The following is a 17154-nucleotide window of genomic DNA, read 5'->3' on the forward strand; positions in this document are numbered from 1 at the left end:
GTGGCCGGCGCCGGCGGCGCGGCCGCGCACCGGGATCTGCGGCGACTGGTTCGCGGTGACCTGCTCCTGCCGGGCGACGACGAGTACGACGACGCCCGCCGGGTGTGGAACGGCGCGATCGACCGCCGGCCCATGCTGATCGTCAGATGCGCCGACGCCGGCGACGTCGCTGTCGCGGTCCGCTACGCCGTCCGCCGCGAGATCGAACTGTCGATCCGCAGCACCGGCCACAACGTCACCGGGTGCGCGGTCAGCGACGGCGGGATCACGCTGGACCTGTCCGGGATGCGGGGGATCGAGGTCGACCCGGAACGACGGATCGCGACGGTGCAGCCCGGCGTGCTCTGGGGCGACTTCGACCGGCGGGCGCAGGCCGACGGCCTGGCCACCACCGGCGGGCGGATCTCCACGACCGGAGTGGCCGGGCTGACGCTGGGCGGCGGCATGGGCTGGCTGATGCGCCGGTACGGCCTCGCCGCCGACAACCTGCGTGCCGTCCGCCTGGTCACCGCGGACGGCATGACCTCCCGCGCGGACCGGACCGCCGACGCCGACCTGTTCTGGGCGCTGCGCGGAGGCGGGGGCAACTTCGGCGTGGCGACCGCCCTGCAGTTCCGCCTGCATCCGGTGGGCCCCGCGGTGACCGGGGGAGCGGCGTTCTATCCGGCGGCCGTGGCCGGCCCGGTGCTGCGGTGGTACCGCGACTTCGTCCAGGACTGCCCCGACGTGCTGTCCGCGCAGTGCAACCTGCTGCGACTGCCCGCCGCGCCGTTCGTACCGGCGGAGTTGCACGGCCGGGCGGCGGTGGCCGTCGCCGTCTGTCATCTCGGCACCGAGAGCGACGCCGACCGGGACCTGGCCGCGCTCGCCCGCCTCGGCCCGCCGCTGCTGCACCGGATCGGCCGGATGCGTTACACCACGTTGCAGCGCCTCTACGACAACGCGGGCCGCTTCGGCTCCCTGGTCTACGGCCGGGCCGGCTACCTGCCGGCCCTGACCGACCGGGCGATCGCGGCGCTGACCGGCCCGGCCGCGCCGGTCCCGTCGCCGCACTGCATCGTCATGCTCTCCCCGCTCGGCGGCGCGGTGGCCCGGGTGGGGCCGACCGAGACCGCGGTCGGTCACCGGTCCGCCGGGTTCAGCGTGTCGGTGGACGCCGTCTGGCAACGCCCCGCCGACACGCCCGCACACCGGCAGTGGGTGGACCGGTTGTGGGACGCGCTGCGCCCCTGCACCGACGGCGTGTACGTCAACGAGCTCGGCGACGAGGGCCCGGACCGGGTGCGTGCGGCGTACCACCCGGTGGCCTGGTCACGCCTGCGCGCCATCAAGGCCCGCTACGACCCGGGCAACGTCTTCCGCCTGAACCAGAACATCCCACCGGCCGGCGCCGGGACGACCGCAAGCGGGGAGAAGGCGCCCCCGGCCGCGGCCGCGCAGCCTGAGATGACGACCGCACACGGGATCGGGGAGCGGTTATGAACGCCGAACCAGCACCGACGTTGTCCGCCGCCCTGCTCGCGACGGCGCAGCGCTGGCCGGACCGGGCCGCCCTGATCTGTCCCCGGCACCGGCTGACCCACGCCGATCTGGCCGAGGCCGCCGGACGGCTGGCCGGTGTCTACCGGCGGCTCGGCGTCGGCAGCGGGGACCGGGTGGCCTGCTCGGTGGGGAACCGCTGCGAGTACCTGGTGGCCATGGCGGCGGCGTGGAGCCTCGGCGCGGTGCATGTCGCCGTCGATCACCGGTCCACCGCACCGGAGCTCGCCGCGGTGATCGCCAAGACCGGGGCCGGCACGCTCATCTACGAGCCGGGAGACGACCGGACCAACCCGTACGCCGTCCCGGCCGCGGTGCGCCGCCGGCACCCGGACGTACAGGTGGTCGTGGTGACCGACCACCTCGCCCCGGCGGAGCTGGTGCGCTGGACGGTCGACGACGCGGGCCGGCCGGAGCCCGGCGACGGCCCGGCGCCGGACGACCCGGCCATCGTGTTCATCAGCTCCGGCACGACCGGCACCCCGAAGGCCACCGTCGGCTTCCACGGCAATCTGGCCGGTCGCTGGCGTGCCCTGGCCGGCTGGCTGGAGTTCCGGCCGCAGGACGTGCACCTCGCCCAGCTGCCGCTGTCGCACGGGTTCGGCATGATGATGGCGCTCTCCGGGCTGCTGGCCGGCGGCTGCCTCGTGCTGCTCGACCGGTTCTCCCCGGAGGCCGCTCTCCAGGCGGTCGGCACGCACGGCGTCACCGTGCTCAACGGCGCACCGGCCCACTTCACGCTGCTGCTGGACCGCCTCGACCCGGCCGTGCACCAGGTGGACACGCTGCGTTTCAGCGTGGGTACCGCCGGCTCGTTCCGCCCGGAGCTGGTGAACGAGATCTGGGAGCGGCTGGCCGTCGACCTGATGGTGATGTACGGCTCCAGCGAAGGCATCGGGGTGGCCACCAAGGACGCCGAGGACGTCCTGCGCGGCTCGGTCGGCCGCCCGGAACCCGGCTCGGTGCGCGTCGTCGACTCCCGCCACGAGCCGCTGCCCACCGGCACGGTCGGTGAGATCGCCTTCTCCCGGTCCACGTATCCGGTGCGCTACTACGGCGAGGCCCCGCCACCGGACCCGTGGTACTACTCCGGCGACCTGGGCCACCTGGACGAGCAGGGACGTCTCTACATCCACGGGCGGCAGGCACACCAGATCGACCGCGGCGGGCTGAAGGTGGACCCGGTCGAGGTGGAACAGGCCCTGCTGCGCTGCCCGGACGTGGCGGACGCCGCGGTGTTCGGGCGCGCCGACCCGATGGTCGGCGAGACGGTGTGCGCCTGCGTCCAGCCGGTGACCGGCCGGCATCCCGACCTGCTCGTGCTGCGCGCCGAGCTGAGCCAGCGGCTGGCGCCGTTCAAACTGCCCGAGGAGCTGTGCCTGCTCGACGAGATCCCGCGTACAGCGATCGGCAAGGTCGACCTGCCCCGGCTGCGCGAGGCGGCGAGGACACCGGCGCAGCGCCTGGAACGGCGGTGACCGATGGACGCCGGCACGATCTGCGCCACCCATCTCGAGCGGCTCGGCGTCCGCGCCGACGGGCGGATCGCGATCCGCTTCGAACCACCCGCCGGCGCCGAGCCGGAGGGTGTCGCGCAGGCCCGCAGCGGCCTGATGACCGTCCACGGCCGTGAACACGGTGCCCCGCGCCGGCTCGGCGTCGACGCCGGCGCGATGGCCGGCGGCATCCTCGCCGCGCAGGGTGCCCTGGCCGGGTTGATCGGCCGGCTCCGCGGCCTGCCGGTGCGCGGTGTGACGGTCCGCGGCCTGGCCGGTCCGCTGCAGTTCGTCCGGCATCACCTGGCGATCGCGACCGGCGGTGGCTCGTTCCCGTACCGGGCCGCCGGCGTGCCCGCTCCACCGTTCCGGACGGCGGACGGTGTCTGGGCCGAGATCGAGGTGCTGGCCGGCGACGACTGGGCGGCCTTCTGGCGCCGGCTCGGCCTCGACGGCGCGGACGTGGTCGGTGCCGCCTGGCTGCCGTACGTCTATCGGTATCTGGCCGGCGAGTGCCGGGTGCCGCCGCAGCTGCCGGCCGCCTTCGGCCGGCACACCCTGGCCGAGGTGCGCGCGGCCGCCGAGGCCTGCGGCGCCGCGGTCGTCCCGGTACGCACCACACCCGCCCCGGTCATCGCCGAACCGTGGACCGTCGAACCGCACCACGCGACGACCGGCCACCGCCCGTCGCCCGGCCCGTCGACGCCGGACGCACCGCTGAGCGGGCTGCACGTCGTCGAGGTCACCTCCCGGCTCCAGGGTCCGCTGGCGGGCCTGCTGCTGCACCGGCTCGGCGCGCGGGTGACCAAAGTGGAACCGCCGGGCGGCGACTTCGGCCGGCACAGCCCGCCGCTGGCCGGCCAGCACGGCGCCGCGTACCTGGCGTACAACGACGGCAAGCGGATCGAGGAGATCGACTACAAGCGCCCGGCCGGCCTCGCCCGGCTGCGCGAGCTGGCCGCGAGCGCCGACGTCTTCCTGCACAACTGGCGGCCGGGGCGGGCCGAGGCGCTGGGGCTCGACGCGGCCGCCGTCGCCCGGGTGAATCCGGCCGTCGTGCACGCCACCGCGTCCGGCTGGGACGGCATCACCGACCCGCCCTGCCCGATCGCCGGTGACTTCGTCGTTCAGGCGTACGCCGGATCCGGCAGCCTGCTCAACCCGCCCGGCGCCGACCCACTGCCCAGCCGGGTCACCCTGGTCGACGTGACCGGTGGCCTGCTGGCCGGCGAGGCCGTGCTCGCCGGGCTGCTGCGGCGGGAACTCACCGGGCACGGTTGCCGGGTCGGCAGTTCGCTGATCCGCGCGTCGGCCGCTCTGGCCGCCGCCGCGTCCGCCCCGTGGGGTCCGTGGGACGGCCCGGTCGAGACGGCCTCCGGTCGCCTCGTCGTGGCCGCCGCCGACCCGGCCGCCGCCGGCCGGTTGCGTGCCGCGTGCGGCCTGCCGGTGTCGGCCGGCGACGCCGAGGTGCGGGCCGCGCTGCGCCGCGACTCCGCCGCGCACTGGGCGCACCGCCTGCCGGAACACGGCGTGCCGTCGGCCGCGGTGCCGGCCGACCTCACCGGTCTGGCCGACGACCCGCACCTGGCCGGCCTGCTCGAACGGGCCGGCGACGCCTGCTGGATCCCCGGAACACCGTGGAGTTTCGATGGTTGAGCCGGGCGAGCGGGTCCTGGTGGTCACCGCCCACCCGGACGACGCCGAGTTCCACTTCGGTGCCACCATCGCGGCGCTGACCGACGCGGGCGCCGACGTGCGCTACCTGATCTGCAGCGACGGCGCCCAGGGCGAGCCGGTGGACGCGACAACGCCGGTACGCATGGACGAGCAGCGCGCCGCCGCGGCCGTGCTGGGCGTACGGGAGGTGCGGTTCCTGGGGTTGCCGGACGGCTGCCTGGAACCGACGCTGGCCCTGCGCCGGGAGATCACCGCACAGATCCGGCGGGACCGGCCGGCCCTGGTGCTCACCCACTATCCGCGCCGGGTGCTGGACATCCCGATCGAGGCCTCGCATCCGGATCACATCGCGGTCGGTGAGGCGACGCTCGCGGCGGTCTACCCGGACGCGGACAACCCGCGGGCCTGCCCCGAGCTGGCGCGGGACGGCCTCGGCCCGCACCGGGTCCGCGAGGTCTGGGTGCCCGGGTACGAGCGGCCCAACCACTTCGTCGACGCGACACCGTACATCGACCGCAAGAGCGACGCCCTGCGGCAGCACCGCAGCCAGACCGGTGGAGAGCCGCCGGCGTGGGTGTTCGAGTGGATGCGCCAGGCCGGCCGCGGCCCGGGCTACGACTACGCCGAACACTACCGGCGCATCGCGATCGGGTGAGCCGTCAGCCCGGCATCCGTTCGGCGGCCGCCATCAGCAGCGGCAGGGCCAGCAGGATCGGCGGGTCGGTCGGGTTGCGCCGGCGCAGCGTCAGCTCCACGGTGACCGGCGCGGTCGCGGCGCGCTCGGGCACCTGGATCGGGTTCGGGGCCGCGGCGACGTAGCAGCGGTCCAGGTCGGTGACGGCCACCGCCTCGCGTACCGTCACCGATCGCTCGAAGCACATCGCGAGCGGCTGGAACACCCCGGGCGTCCGCACGCCGAGCCCGGCCGTGCCGGGCGTGCGGACCACCGCGCAGCCGGCCGGGCGGCGCTGCGGGATGGTGCTGTCGAAGAGCCCGACGGCGGCCGGTGTCCCGTCATCGGGGCCTCCGCTGACCGACACCGTCACCGTGGCCGGCCCCGGCTGTTCCATGGCGTCCTCGAGCCGTTCCAGGATCTCGTGGAACGGCACGTCCGCGTAGCTGCCCACGAGCCGGCGGAACCGTCCCGGTGGCACGCCGACGACCCGGGTGAACTGCGAGGTGAACGTGCCCAGGCTGGCGTACCCGATCTGCATGCAGATGTCGGTGACGCTGTCGTCGCTGTACGCCAGCCGCCGCTTGGCCTCGGCGATCCGCCACGCGGCGAGGAACCGGGCCGGCGTGGAATCGGTCAGCCGGTGGAAGATCCGGTGGAAGTGGAACGGGCTCAGCCAGGCGGACTGGGCGAGCGTACGCAGGGACAGCTCGTCACCCAGGTGCTCGCGCATGGTGCCGATGGAGCGCAGGACAGCCTGGCTCCACATGTCCGCGGTGTGCTCGGTGACCGGCCGACCCGCTGCGGATGTTAGCTCCATGACGCTCCTCTCCACCGGCGGCGGTCAGCTCCGCAACGCCTCGAACAGGGTGGGGATCGATTCCTTCTGGAAGTCCACGTCGACGTCGAAGTCGTTGATCATGCCTTCCAGCACGAGCAGGGACAGCAGCGGGAACACGAACTCGGGGTCCGCGGTGATCCGGTGCCGGCGTTGCAGGTCGAACAACCGGGCGGCGAACGGTGCGAGCCGGAACTGGCCGGCCAGCCGCCCGTGGTTGTCCCGCACGAGCTGGCCCAGTTCCCGGCGGAACGCGGACAGGTCGGCGCCGGCCGGCACGCTGCTGGCGCTGCGCAGCACGATGTCCGCGCACACCTCGCCCCGGCCCAGCGCCATGTTGACGAAGAACTGGGCGAACAGCTTGCGCACCTTGGGGGTCAGCTCGACCACGAAACCGGCGTCCAGCAGCACCACCTCGCCGGTGGGCCGCAGGTACAGGTTGCCGGGATGCATGTCGCAATGGACGAGGCCGTCGATGAACAGCATCTGGTAGACCGCGTGCAGAATCTGCCGCACGATGGTGCGGCGCTGCTCCGCGGTGAAGGTGGCCGGCCCGAACCGCTCGAGTTCGTCGAGGAACTCCATCACGAGCACGCCCTCGCCCGCGGCCGCCGGTACCGTCGCCGGAATCCGTACCATGCTGCCGAGGTTGCCGCGCAGCCGTTCCAGCATGACGGCCTCGCGCGCGAGGTCGAGCTGGCCGAGAACGGCCGGTCCGATCTGATCGATCATGCGCCGGGCCGGCAGGCCACGAAGTCCCGGCATGTGCTCGCCCAGCCCGGCCATCAGGCCGAGCAGCCGGAAGTCGGCGAGCATCAGGCGCTCCAGCCCGGGCCGCCGTACCTTGACCGCGACCGGCCGGCCGTTGCGCAGCCGGGCGCGGTACACGCCGGCGATGCTGCCGCTCGCCACCGCGGTGTAGTCGAACTCGGCGAACGGCCACGCCCGCCCGCCGCGGTACGCCGTCGCCAGGGCCCGTCTGACGTCGGCGGCGGACATCGGTTCCATCCGGTCGGTGAGCCGGGCCAGCCGCGCGCAGAACGCCGGCGGCAGCAGGTCGCCCCGCGTGCTCAGCAGCTGGCCGCCCTTGACGAAGGTAGGTCCCAATCGGACCAGCACCGGTACGACACCGGTTTCCCGCCGCGCCACAGTGGACCACAGCACCGCTCCGCCCGCGACGAGCCAGCTGCTCAGGCGGGCGATCAGGACGGGCCACGGGACGGTGGGCGCCATGCGGAGCCTCCCGGCGGACGGCGACGAGGCGGGCTGTCTCGCCCGATTCAACGAGCGCGGCGACGGCCCGGGCAAGGCCGTACGGCGCAGACCCCAACCTTGAAGACTCCGCGCCCGGTGACTTCAAGAAGTCGTCAAGGTGCGAAGTGCACACTGCGTGGCGTAAGCAGTTCGGCACGGAGGGGGAGCGTGTCCACGGCGATGAAATCGGCGAGCCCCGACGTACGGCTGGCCCACACCGAGGCGGTCACCCGCGCCATCGGCGTGATGCGCGAGCGGCTCGCGCATCCTCAGCCCCTGCGCACGCTGGCCGGCGCGGCCGCGTTCAGCCCGTTCTACTTCCATCAGGTGTTCCGCGAGATCACGGCGGTGACACCAGCCCGGTTCCTGGCGACCCTGCGGATGGCCGAGGCACGGCGGCTGCTGCTGCACTCCAACCTGTCGGTCCGGCAGGTCGGCGCGCGGGTCGGCTACGCCAGTCCCGGTACGTTCTCCGCCCAGTTCGGGCAGCTGACCAGCACCCCGCCGTCGCGTTTCCGGACGCGTGCCCGGGCGCTCGGCGACGCCCGGGCGGCCGGGGCGAGCTGGTGGTCACGGCCGCACCGGCAGCCGTACGGCGGCGCCCCGGCGATGGTCCTGACCCGGGCGCCGGAGCCGGGATCGCTGGTCTGCGCCTGCCTGATGCCGGCCGGAAGCCTGCGGGTGCACCGTGGACGCTGGGCGCCCTCCACCGGGCTGTCGCGGGTGTCCTTGACCAAGCCGCCGGCATGCGGTGAGTACGCGGCGTTCTGCATGGTGATCCCGGCCGGCACACGGATCGTCGACGCGCTCGTCAACGACGTACCGGGCAGCCTGCACATTGGACGCGCCCGGCTGTCGGTCTCCGAGCGACCACCGCCGGCGGTACGGGCGGAGCTTCGCCGGCCGGCGCCGACCGATCCGCCGATCGCCGCCCTGCTGCCGCTGGCCTGCCCGCCCGACGCGGCCGGGCCCACGTAGCGGGCAGTGTCGAAACAAGACAGAGAAGGAGTGATCGGACACTCGATCCGATGGATAGCTGAAAGGCACACTCTCTATGAGGCCGGCGGGGACGGCGCATGAGACCCGCCGGTGACGACTTCGACGGGAGCTGTCGATGTCCGACTCCAGGGCGATCTTGCGCATTACGACATTGGGATCGATGCAGGTGCATCGGGGTCCGGTACCGATCGACCTCGGGCCGGCCAAACAGCGGGCGGTGCTGGCGGCCCTGGCCCTGCACGTCGGTCACCCGGTCTCCATCGAATCGCTGCTCGGCATGGTGTGGGGAACGGCGCAGCCGGTCAGCGCCCGCCAGCTGGTGCACACGTACGTGGCCCGGCTACGCCGTCTGCTGGAACCCGATCTGCCACCCCGGGGCCGCACCAACATCATCAGCTCCGGGCCCGGCGGCTACCGGTTGATGACCAGCCGGGAGCTCGTCGACGTCACCCGCTTCGAGCTGCTCTACCGGCAGGCGAAGCAGTTCCTCTCGGCCGACGAGTCGCAGCGGACCTTCGAACTGCTCGGCGAGGCGATGCGGCTGTGGCGCGACCCGGATCTGACCGAGCTGTCCTCCCTGCTCAACTCCCCGGAACGGCTGGACCTGCTGCGCCGGATGTGGTCCGACGCCGCGCTCGACTACGTCCGTACCGGTCTCGACCTCAGGCAGGCGGCGACGGTGCTGCCGATCGCGCGCCGGCTGGCGGCCACCGAGCCGATGAACGAGCTCGCCCAGGCCCAGTACATGGTCGCGCTCGAACAGACCGGTCGCCGGGCCGCCGCGGTCCGGCACTTCGACGACATCCGGGTGATGCTCAAGGCGGAGCTCGGCGTACGGCCCGGAACCGAGCTGTCCGACGCGTACCGCGCCGTGCTGGCCGGCGACGATCCGATGCCGGTGCGGGCCGGTGTCGCCAGCGCGCCGGCCGACCCGGTGCGCCCGCCCTGGCGCGGCCGGGGCCCCGGTCTCATGCAGCTGATCTACCGCGAGCGCGACCTGAACGCGGTCATCTCCATCCTGGCCGAGCAGCGGCTGCTGACCATCACCGGGCCACCGGGATGCGGCAAGTCGACGCTGGCCCTGTGCGCGGCGGCCTGCCTGCGCGACAACCTGCCGGGTGGAGTGGCGGTGCTGGACTGTGCCGAGATCACCCACGCGGCGCAGCTGGAGCGGCGGCTGAGCACCCTGCTCGGCGCCGAGCCGGGCAGTGCCGCGCCGTCGCGCCTGCTCGGCGACCAGCAGATCCTGATCGTCTTCGACGACGTGGAGCACGTGATCGACGCGTGCGTCGAGGTGGTCGACGACATCGTCCGCGCCTGCCGCAACGTGTCGGTGGTGGTCACCTCGCGCGAACCGCTGGGCGTGCCGTACGAGACGGTCTGGCGGTTGCGGCCGCTGCGCGTGTCCAGCGCCGACGAGCCGCACTGGACCGCCGAGCCGCCGGCCGTCCAGCTGTTCGCCCGCCGGGCGGCGCAGGTCAGCCCCGGGCTGCGGCTCGACTCGGACCAGATGCGGACCGTCGCCGGCCTCTGCGAACAGCTCGACGACCTGCCGCTGGCGGTGGAACTGGCCGCGGAGTGCCTGGCCACGGAGACCCTGGACCAGCTGGTCCGGCGCGTCGACGATCCGCTGCGCGACCTGCAGCCGCCGCGGCGCGGGCTGCCGTTGCACCACCGCTCGTTGCAGGCCGCGCTGCTGCGCAGCCTCAACTGCCTGGAACGGCAGGAGCGGTGGTGCTTCCTGCGGCTGGGCGCGCTGCCGCTGACGTTCTGCGCCGCGAAGGCCGAGGCGGTCTGGAAGTCGTCGCCGTACGGCCCGGTGGACAGCCGGCTGATGCTGATGCGCCTGGTCGACAAGTCGCTGCTGTTCGTCCGCCGGGACCGGGGTGTGCCGCTCTACGGCAAGCTGCGGCTGGTCCACCGGCTCGCCACCGACCTGGGAATGACCGAACGCGGCAAGTACGGCGCCTACGCCGTCGCGGCGCCCTGACCGTTCACCGCGACCGGGGCGTGGTCCAGCTCGCCGATCCGGATGCCGATCCGCCCGTGCAGCCCGTACGCCGTGCTGATCCGTGCCATCAGAACCGCGAGATCCTCCATCTCCCGGCTGCTCTCGATGCCGCCGGCGTCCAGCGGATCGAACCCGAGCCGTGCGGCCAGCTCGAAGACCGCGGGCTTGGCCTCGGCCGGCCCGGCCACCGGCATCGTCACCCGGCTGCCGCCGATCCGGGTGGCGGCCAGGTGGTCGGCGGCGACCGTGTTGAACGCCTTGACCGTCCGCCAGCCGTTCGCCGCGGCCGCGATGATCTCGCCACCGGACAGTCCGGGCGGCACCATCCGGTCGCGGCAGAATCCCGGGTTCGTGGCGTCGATCAGGGTACGGCCGCCGCCGCACCGGCCGACCGGCCCGGAGACCAGCCCCAGGGCCACCGGGAACGGCAGGGCGAGCAGCACGATGCGGGTGTGCCGCAGCAAGTGGTCCAGCGTCGACTCGGGCGAGTCCCGGGCGGTGCACAGCGCGGTGGGCACCCCGGCGGCGGTCAGCGCCCGGGCCAGCGCCGTACCCATCCGGCCCGCGCCGATGATTCCCACAGCCGCCGCGGTCACCGGCCACCGCCTCGGACCGGGTCGTACCGGGCCAGGGCGGCGCGCAGCTCGTCCGGAATCGGCGCCGGTTGCAGCCCGTGCGCCGCCCGCCGCATGCACGCCACGCTCTGCCGGCCACGGGCCAGCAACTCCTCGCGGCCGTCCTGGCAGCGCACGTAGTCGAACGCCATCGCCACCCGGTTGCCGGTCATCCGCTCCAGCTCCATCCGGATCTCGATCCGGTCGCCGGCGAAGCTCTCCGCGTAGAACTCCACCGCGCAGTCCACGGTGACCAGCACGAAGTCACCGTCCAGCAGGGACAGCACGCCGGGCGCGCGGTCGAGCAGGAACTGCTCGCGGCAGTGTCCCTGCCAGCGTACGTAGTGGGCGAAGTAGACGTTGCCCACCACGTTCGTCTCGTCGAGGGTCACCCGATGGTGGTGGACGTATCGGCCGGTCATCGCCGTCACCCGGTTCCCACGCTGATCGCCACCGGGCCGGCCGTGCTGTCCAGCACCACGCTGTGCAGTGCCACGTCGCCGGACCGCAGCGTCGTACCGCCGTCGACCGCCGTGGCCACGGTGAGCGGCGCGGACGGCGGCTCGCCGAGCTTGCGCAGCACCTCCCGGCACGTCCAGATCCGCCAGGCGGCGGTGCCGGTGTCCTCACCGGCGGCCCGGGCGGCCTGGGCCGCCACCGCCACATCCGCACCGGGCAGCGGTGGCGCCGCCGCACCGATCCGGTCCCAGTCGACCGCCACCCGGCCGGGTCCGGCCGCGACCAGCAGATGGTCGTCGAGGTGGCTGGCCGACACCGAACCCGGGCCGGTGGTCACCGGGCGCCCGTCGTCGGCGTGCGTGACCCGGACGCCCGCCAGCCAGCCGGCCACCTCCGCGGTGTGCGCCGGATCGGAGCGGTCGGCCCGGGCGGTGGCCAGTTCCACCGGCGGCGCCGGCCGCTGCCGGGCCAGTAGCCGGGTCAGGTACGCGCCGGCCAGTTCCAGCGGCCACCGGGGCAGATCCATCGCCCGGACGGCCCGCAGCCGCAACCCGGTCCAGTCCTCCACCGGCGCGCCCGCCGGATCGGTCACCGTCAGGTCGAAGACGAACCCGTCCGGATCCTCGGAACGCTGCCGGGCGGACACGGTGAGCCGTCCGGCCGGCGGGCGGTGCATGCGGATGCGGTCCACGCCCACCGGCAGCACCATCCGGTCCGGCACGCAGGCCTGGAGCAGGTGCAGGAACGCGTCGCGGGCGCCGAGGTCGCCGAGGCGCAGCCGCTGGTCCAGGAACGCGGAGAACCACGGGTCACCCGGGCCGGCGTCGACGACGCCGACGCAGCGGTACGCGCCGATCGCCCGGTAACCGCGTACCCGCTGGAACACCGGGCCGTGGAAGAACAGTGGCCCGTACAGGTGCTCGGCCGGCATCTCGGCTCCGGACAGCCCGGCGACCGCCGGGTCCGGCGGCGCCGGCGGACCGCCGAACCTCGCCCGGAAGTGATCGGTGGCGAAGCCGGTCTCGTCGCTGCGCAGCACCACGTCGACCGTGCCGTCCTCCCTGGTCAGGCCGGCCACCCGGAGCGTACGGCGGTCCCGGTCCGGAACGGTGACCGGATGGCTGAGCCGCACGTCGGTGAAGAGCGGCCGCTCGGCTGCTCCGGTGAGCGCCGTGGCGCACTGGGCCATCGCCTCCAGGCCCGCCACGGCCGGCAGCACGGCCGTCCCGTCGACCCGATGGCCGGTCAGGTACGGGTCGGTGCCGGTCGACACGTCGGCCGCCGCGACCAGCTCGGTGCCCGGCGTGTGTACCAGTGGCGCCTCCAGGAACCGCCCGGACAACGCCTGGTCGCCGGTGCGCCAGCGCAGCGCCGGGCTGGCCGGCAGCCGGCCGGTCACCAGCACGCTGGGCGGCAGGGCGGTGGCGGACAACAGGCGCAGCAGCATGGCGGCGCCGGCGTCCACCGGGATCGGATCGAGGCCGCGCCGGATCAGCCCGTCGAGTACGCCCAGGCGTACCCCCATGCCCGCACCCGACCAGGCCGACCACTCGACGTTGAGCCAGCGGACCTCGGGCCGCTCCGCGGTGAGCCGGGCGCATCGCTGGGCCAGCCATTCGTTGGCCACCGCGTAGTGCGCCTCGCCGGCCAGCCCGGTACGCGCGATCACCGAACCGAAGGTGACCGCGAACCGCAGCTCGCCGGTGTCCAGGGCGGCCAGCACATGCTCGAATCCGTCGGCCTTGGGCGCGTGTGCGGCACGCATCGCCGCCACGTCGAGGTCCGGGATGAGCACCGGGGCGTTCTGCCCGGCGGCGTGCAGCAGCGCCCGGACCGGGCCGTGGCGGTGCCGCACCTCGCCGAGCACCCGCGCCACCGCGGCGCCGTCGGTGACGTCGACCGCCCGGTAGACCGCGTCGGGCAGCCGGGACAGTGTGGCCCGTACCGCCGGGTCGGTCCGCGGTGACCGGCCGAGCAGCACCATCCGCGCGCCGGTGTGGCCGGCCAGTGCGACGGCGCACTCCGCTCCGATGCCCTTCGCGCCCCCGGTCACCAGGCAGACGTCGCCCGGGCGCAGCGGGATCCGGTCCGGATCGGCCGGCGGCAGCGCGACCGGCTCCATCATCGGTACGGTGCGCCGCCCGTCCCGGCCGAAGACCACCTCGGCGTACGGTGCCGGCTCGTGACGGGCCTCGGCGGCGGCCCGCGCGATGCCGGCGGCATCCGCCGGCACCTCGACCACCAGCACCGGGATCTTCGGGTCCTCGGCGGCCAGGCTGCGGCCGACCGCCGCGCCGACGCCGCCGTGATGCACGACGACGAGCGGGGCGCCGTCGCGGTGCGCCGCCTGGAGCGCGGCCACCACGTCCGCCGCCGGGGCCGGGGCCGGCCACGGCGGTAGCGCGAGAACGTGAGACGGCGTGCCGTGGCCGGTCCGGGGGAACGCGGCGCGGATCTCGTCCGCCAGCGGGTGCCCGGCCAGGTCGCCGACCACGGTGAACGAGCGGTCGGTGACCGGGCCGCCCGGCTCGGGCTCCGCGACGAGGGTGGGCGCGAAGGCCCGTACCCATCCGGCCACACCGGCCGGGGCCGCCTCGTCGCCGTTCTCGGCGGCCGGCAGCTCGGCGATGGTGTCCGCGAGTTCCCGGACGGTCGCGGTGGCGAGGGCGAGCGGCACCGCCGGCATCGCCCGGCCCAGCCGCGCCGCCGTCTCGGCGGCGATCTGGGTGACCCGCAGCGAGCTCACGTGCAGTTCGGCCAGCAGGCGGGCGTCCGGCGCGATGGCGTCCGCGTCCAGTTCCAGAGCCTCCGCCACGCAGGCGAGAGCGACACCCAGCGGGTCACTCCGCTCCGGTCCAGCCGGCCGCGCCGCGGCCGTCTCCGGACCGGCCGGCACGGCCGGCGTGGCCTCGCACGGGTTGGTCAGCAGCACCCGGTCCCGGTCCAGGGCGAACGGCCGGGTGAAGCGGTTCTCGAACAGGGGCGCGAGGGTACGGCACCGGCCGGCGGCGAACAGTGCCGCGGTGACCGCCGCGACACCCTCGGCGGAGGGTGACCCGGCGTCCAGGGACACGGTCGCGGACCCGGTCAGGCCGGCCATCAGCCGTCCCGGACCGACCTCGACGAACAGGTCGGCGGAGAGCCGGGCCAGCGCCTGCGTGAACCGGACCGGCGCGGTGAGCTGCCGGACCAGCAGCTCCACCGGATCCTCGCCGGCCAGCCAGTCGCCGGTGACCGTCGAGGCCACCGGCCGGCGCACCGGTCGCCAGGTCACCGCGGCGGCGGCCGCCTTGAGCCGGGGCGCGGCCGGTGCCATGGCCGGTGAGTGGAAGGCGTGCGCGACCGGGAGCCAGGCCGCGCTGACGCCGGCGCGTGCCGCCTTGTCGATCACCCGGCCGACCGCCTCGCGGCCGCCGGACACCACGGTCTGGCGGGCGCCGTTCTCCGCCGCGATCACCGCGTCGGTGCCCCGCAGCAGACCGGCCACGACCTCCGGGCCGGCGTGCAGGGCCGCCATCCCGGCCGGTGCACGGTCGGCCGCGGCCATGGCGGCTCCCCGGACGGCGGCCAGCGCGTACGCATCCCTCTCGCGCAGCGCGCCGGCCCAGACCAGCGCACCGATCTCGCCGAGGCTGTGCCCGGCACCCTGGTCCGCGTCGGCGCCGATCGCGGCCAGCCACCGCAGCCCGGCGAGGATGCCGCGCAGGACAGCCGGCTGTGCGACGTCGGTGCTCACCGTGGCGTGCGGGTCGCCGGGAACCGCAAGCGCGTCGCCGTATCCGGGCGGCAGGGTGCCGAGCAGCGGACCGAGCGCGCCCGGTCCGGGGTAGCAGGGCGCCGCCTGCCCGGGGAACAGGACCGCGGCGCGCAACCGGCCGGGGCCGCCGAGAAACACGCCGCGCCGCGGGTCGATGAGCGTCGTGGCACCGGTGGCCAGGTGTTCGCGGGCGTGCCGGACGGCGGCGGCCAGCGCGTCCGGATCGGTGACCGCGGCAGCGAACCGGTACGGCGCGTCCACCGCCTCGGTGCCGGCCAGGGTGGCCGCCAGATCGCCCAGTTCACCGGCGGACATGGTGGCCGCTACGTCCCCGATCCGGGCCAGCCTCGCCGCCAGCGCCGCCCGGTCGGCGGCGGTGCAGACCACCACCTCGTGTCCGGGGTGCGGTGCGGCGAGCCGCCGTTCGGCGGGGGTGAGCCGCCGGCGCCGGCCGGCGGGCGGCCCACCCACGACCACGTGCGCGTTGATGCCGCCGAAGCCCATCGCGCTGACCGCGGCGTGCCGCCGGCCGGCCGGCCAGGGCCGAGCCTCGCCGAGGATCTCCAGGCGGGCGCCGGGTGCGGTCAGCAGCGGATGCGGTTCCGGGCACCCGGTGGTCGGCGGCAGCACCCCGTGGTGGATCGCCTGCACCGCCTTGAGCAGCCCGGCCACGCCGGCCGCCGCCTTGGTGTGCCCGATGTTGGCCTTGATACTGCCGAGCGCCGCCGGACCGGCGGCGTCGCGGCGCAGCTCCAGCAGCGCGTCGAGCTCGGTACGGTCGCCGACGTCGGTGCCGGTGCCGTGCCCCTCGACCAGGCTCACCGTGGCCGGGTCCACGCGGGCGTGCTGGTACGCCCGGCGCAGCGCCAGACCCTGCCCGGCGGACTCCGGACGGGTCAGCCCGCCGCCGCCGTCCGACGACAGTCCCCAGCCCAGCAGCTGGGCGTAGGTGCGCAGTCCGCGCCGGCGGGCGTACGACTCCCGGCACAGCACGAGCACCGCGCACCCCTCGCCGGGCAGGAAGCCGGTCGGGCGCCGGTCGTACACCCGCATCTCGCCGTGCGCCATCGCACCCACCCGGGCGAAGCCCACCAGCTCGAACGGGTCCAGGCTGAGGTCGACTCCGCCGGCCAGCGCCACGTCCAGCCGGCCCTCGGCCAGCGCCGTGGCGGCCGTGGAGACGGCCAGCAGCGACGACGCGCAGGCACCGTCCACGGTGTACCCGAAGCCGTGGAAGTCGAAGTGGTTGCACACCCGGCCGGCGATCGTGTTCGCCAGCGCGCCGGCGAGTGTCTCGTCGGACGGCTCCGGGAACGGCCCCTTGAACGCGCGCTCGACCGCCTCGACGAACCCGGCACGCTCGCCGGCCGGCACGCCCGAGGAGTCGAGCGCGGTCAGCACCGAGCGCCGCACGTACGGCCAGCGGTTGCGCAACGCGTTCGCCCGGGAGAACTCGCCGGTCAGCGTGTTGCCCAGCACCACACCGGTGCGGGCGCGGTCCAGCCCGTCGCCGTCCGGGAATCCGGCGTCGGCCAGCGCCGCCGCGCTCACGTCGAGCGCCAGCCAGTGGGTGGTGTCCACGGCCCGGAACGTCGGGCCGGCCACCCCGAAGCGCTGCCGGTCGAACGTCCAGTCGCTGATCAGCCCGGCGTGCGTGACGTACGTCTGGTCGGCGTCCGCACCGCCGTACTCGGCCAGCGGCAGCCGTTGCGGCGGCAACCGGCGGAAGGACCGCCGCCGCGCCATGACGTTCTGCCACAACTGGTGCGGGTCGGCGGCCTCCGGATACCGGCAGGCCATTCCGACGACGGCGATCCTCTCGGCCATGCTGATCTCT

At 74.7% G+C, this 17154-nt stretch carries 11 protein-coding genes; 6 read left to right on the forward strand and 5 right to left on the reverse strand.

Annotation, left to right across the window (positions count from 1 at the left end):
• The 4 genes from I4J89_RS32020 to I4J89_RS32035 are packed head-to-tail and all read left to right on the forward strand — an operon-like array spanning window position 1 to window position 5367.
• Window positions 1–1482: an FAD-binding oxidoreductase gene (locus I4J89_RS32020; RefSeq protein ID WP_196417860.1), complete on the forward strand. Its 1482-nt coding sequence runs from the start codon at window positions 1–3 to the stop codon at window positions 1480–1482.
• Window positions 1479–3017: a class I adenylate-forming enzyme family protein gene (locus I4J89_RS32025; protein WP_196417861.1), complete on the forward strand. Its 1539-nt coding sequence runs from the start codon at window positions 1479–1481 to the stop codon at window positions 3015–3017. The genes I4J89_RS32020 and I4J89_RS32025 overlap by 4 nt, the downstream gene beginning before the upstream one ends.
• Window positions 3018–3020: 3 nt before the next feature.
• Window positions 3021–4691: a CoA transferase gene (locus I4J89_RS32030; RefSeq protein WP_196417862.1), complete on the forward strand. Its 1671-nt coding sequence runs from the start codon at window positions 3021–3023 to the stop codon at window positions 4689–4691.
• Window positions 4684–5367 (forward strand): PIG-L deacetylase family protein, encoded by a 684-nt coding sequence (locus I4J89_RS32035; RefSeq protein ID WP_196417863.1) that lies wholly within the window; start codon window positions 4684–4686, stop codon window positions 5365–5367. Before I4J89_RS32030 ends, I4J89_RS32035 begins: the two co-directional genes overlap by 8 nt.
• 4 nt (window positions 5368–5371) lie before the next feature.
• Here I4J89_RS32035 and I4J89_RS32040 read toward each other — a convergent pair whose 3' ends face one another.
• Both I4J89_RS32040 and I4J89_RS32045 read right to left on the reverse strand, forming a co-directional pair.
• A complete protein-coding gene (locus tag I4J89_RS32040) occupies window positions 5372–6205 on the reverse strand; it encodes a helix-turn-helix domain-containing protein (RefSeq protein WP_196417864.1) in 834 nt (277 codons plus the stop codon).
• Between the two features lie 24 nt (window positions 6206–6229).
• On the reverse strand, window positions 6230–7456 hold the full coding sequence (locus tag I4J89_RS32045) for an ABC1 kinase family protein (protein WP_196417865.1): 1227 nt from the start codon (window positions 7454–7456) through the stop codon (window positions 6230–6232).
• Window positions 7457–7645: 189 nt separating this feature from the next.
• Between I4J89_RS32045 and I4J89_RS32050 the strand changes: the two genes are divergently transcribed.
• Window positions 7646–8455, forward strand: a complete 810-nt coding sequence (locus tag I4J89_RS32050) for a helix-turn-helix domain-containing protein (RefSeq protein WP_309238560.1) — start codon at window positions 7646–7648, stop codon at window positions 8453–8455.
• Window positions 8456–8636: 181 nt separating this feature from the next.
• The gene (locus I4J89_RS32055) at window positions 8637–10466 is read left to right on the forward strand and encodes an AfsR/SARP family transcriptional regulator (RefSeq protein WP_196417866.1); all 1830 of its coding nucleotides are present in this window, start codon (window positions 8637–8639) and stop codon (window positions 10464–10466) included.
• On the opposite strand, the gene I4J89_RS32060 is transcribed toward I4J89_RS32055, so the two are convergent.
• From I4J89_RS32060 to I4J89_RS32070, 3 genes are read right to left on the reverse strand one after another with little or no spacing between them, the layout of a single operon-like run.
• Window positions 10445–11083, reverse strand: coding sequence for an NADPH-dependent F420 reductase (locus I4J89_RS32060; RefSeq protein WP_196417867.1), 639 nt, complete (start codon window positions 11081–11083; stop codon window positions 10445–10447). The two genes, I4J89_RS32055 and I4J89_RS32060, sit on opposite strands and share 22 nt — an antisense overlap.
• A complete protein-coding gene (locus I4J89_RS32065; protein WP_196417868.1) occupies window positions 11080–11523 on the reverse strand; it encodes an acyl-CoA thioesterase in 444 nt (147 codons plus the stop codon). Before I4J89_RS32065 ends, I4J89_RS32060 begins: the two co-directional genes overlap by 4 nt.
• Window positions 11524–11528: 5 nt before the next feature.
• Window positions 11529–17144, reverse strand: a complete 5616-nt coding sequence (locus I4J89_RS32070; RefSeq protein ID WP_196417869.1) for a type I polyketide synthase — start codon at window positions 17142–17144, stop codon at window positions 11529–11531.
• Window positions 17145–17154: the final 10 nt, after the last annotated feature.

This window comes from Actinoplanes aureus (assembly GCF_015704865.1).
GTDB lineage: Bacteria > Actinomycetota > Actinomycetes > Mycobacteriales > Micromonosporaceae > Actinoplanes > Actinoplanes aureus.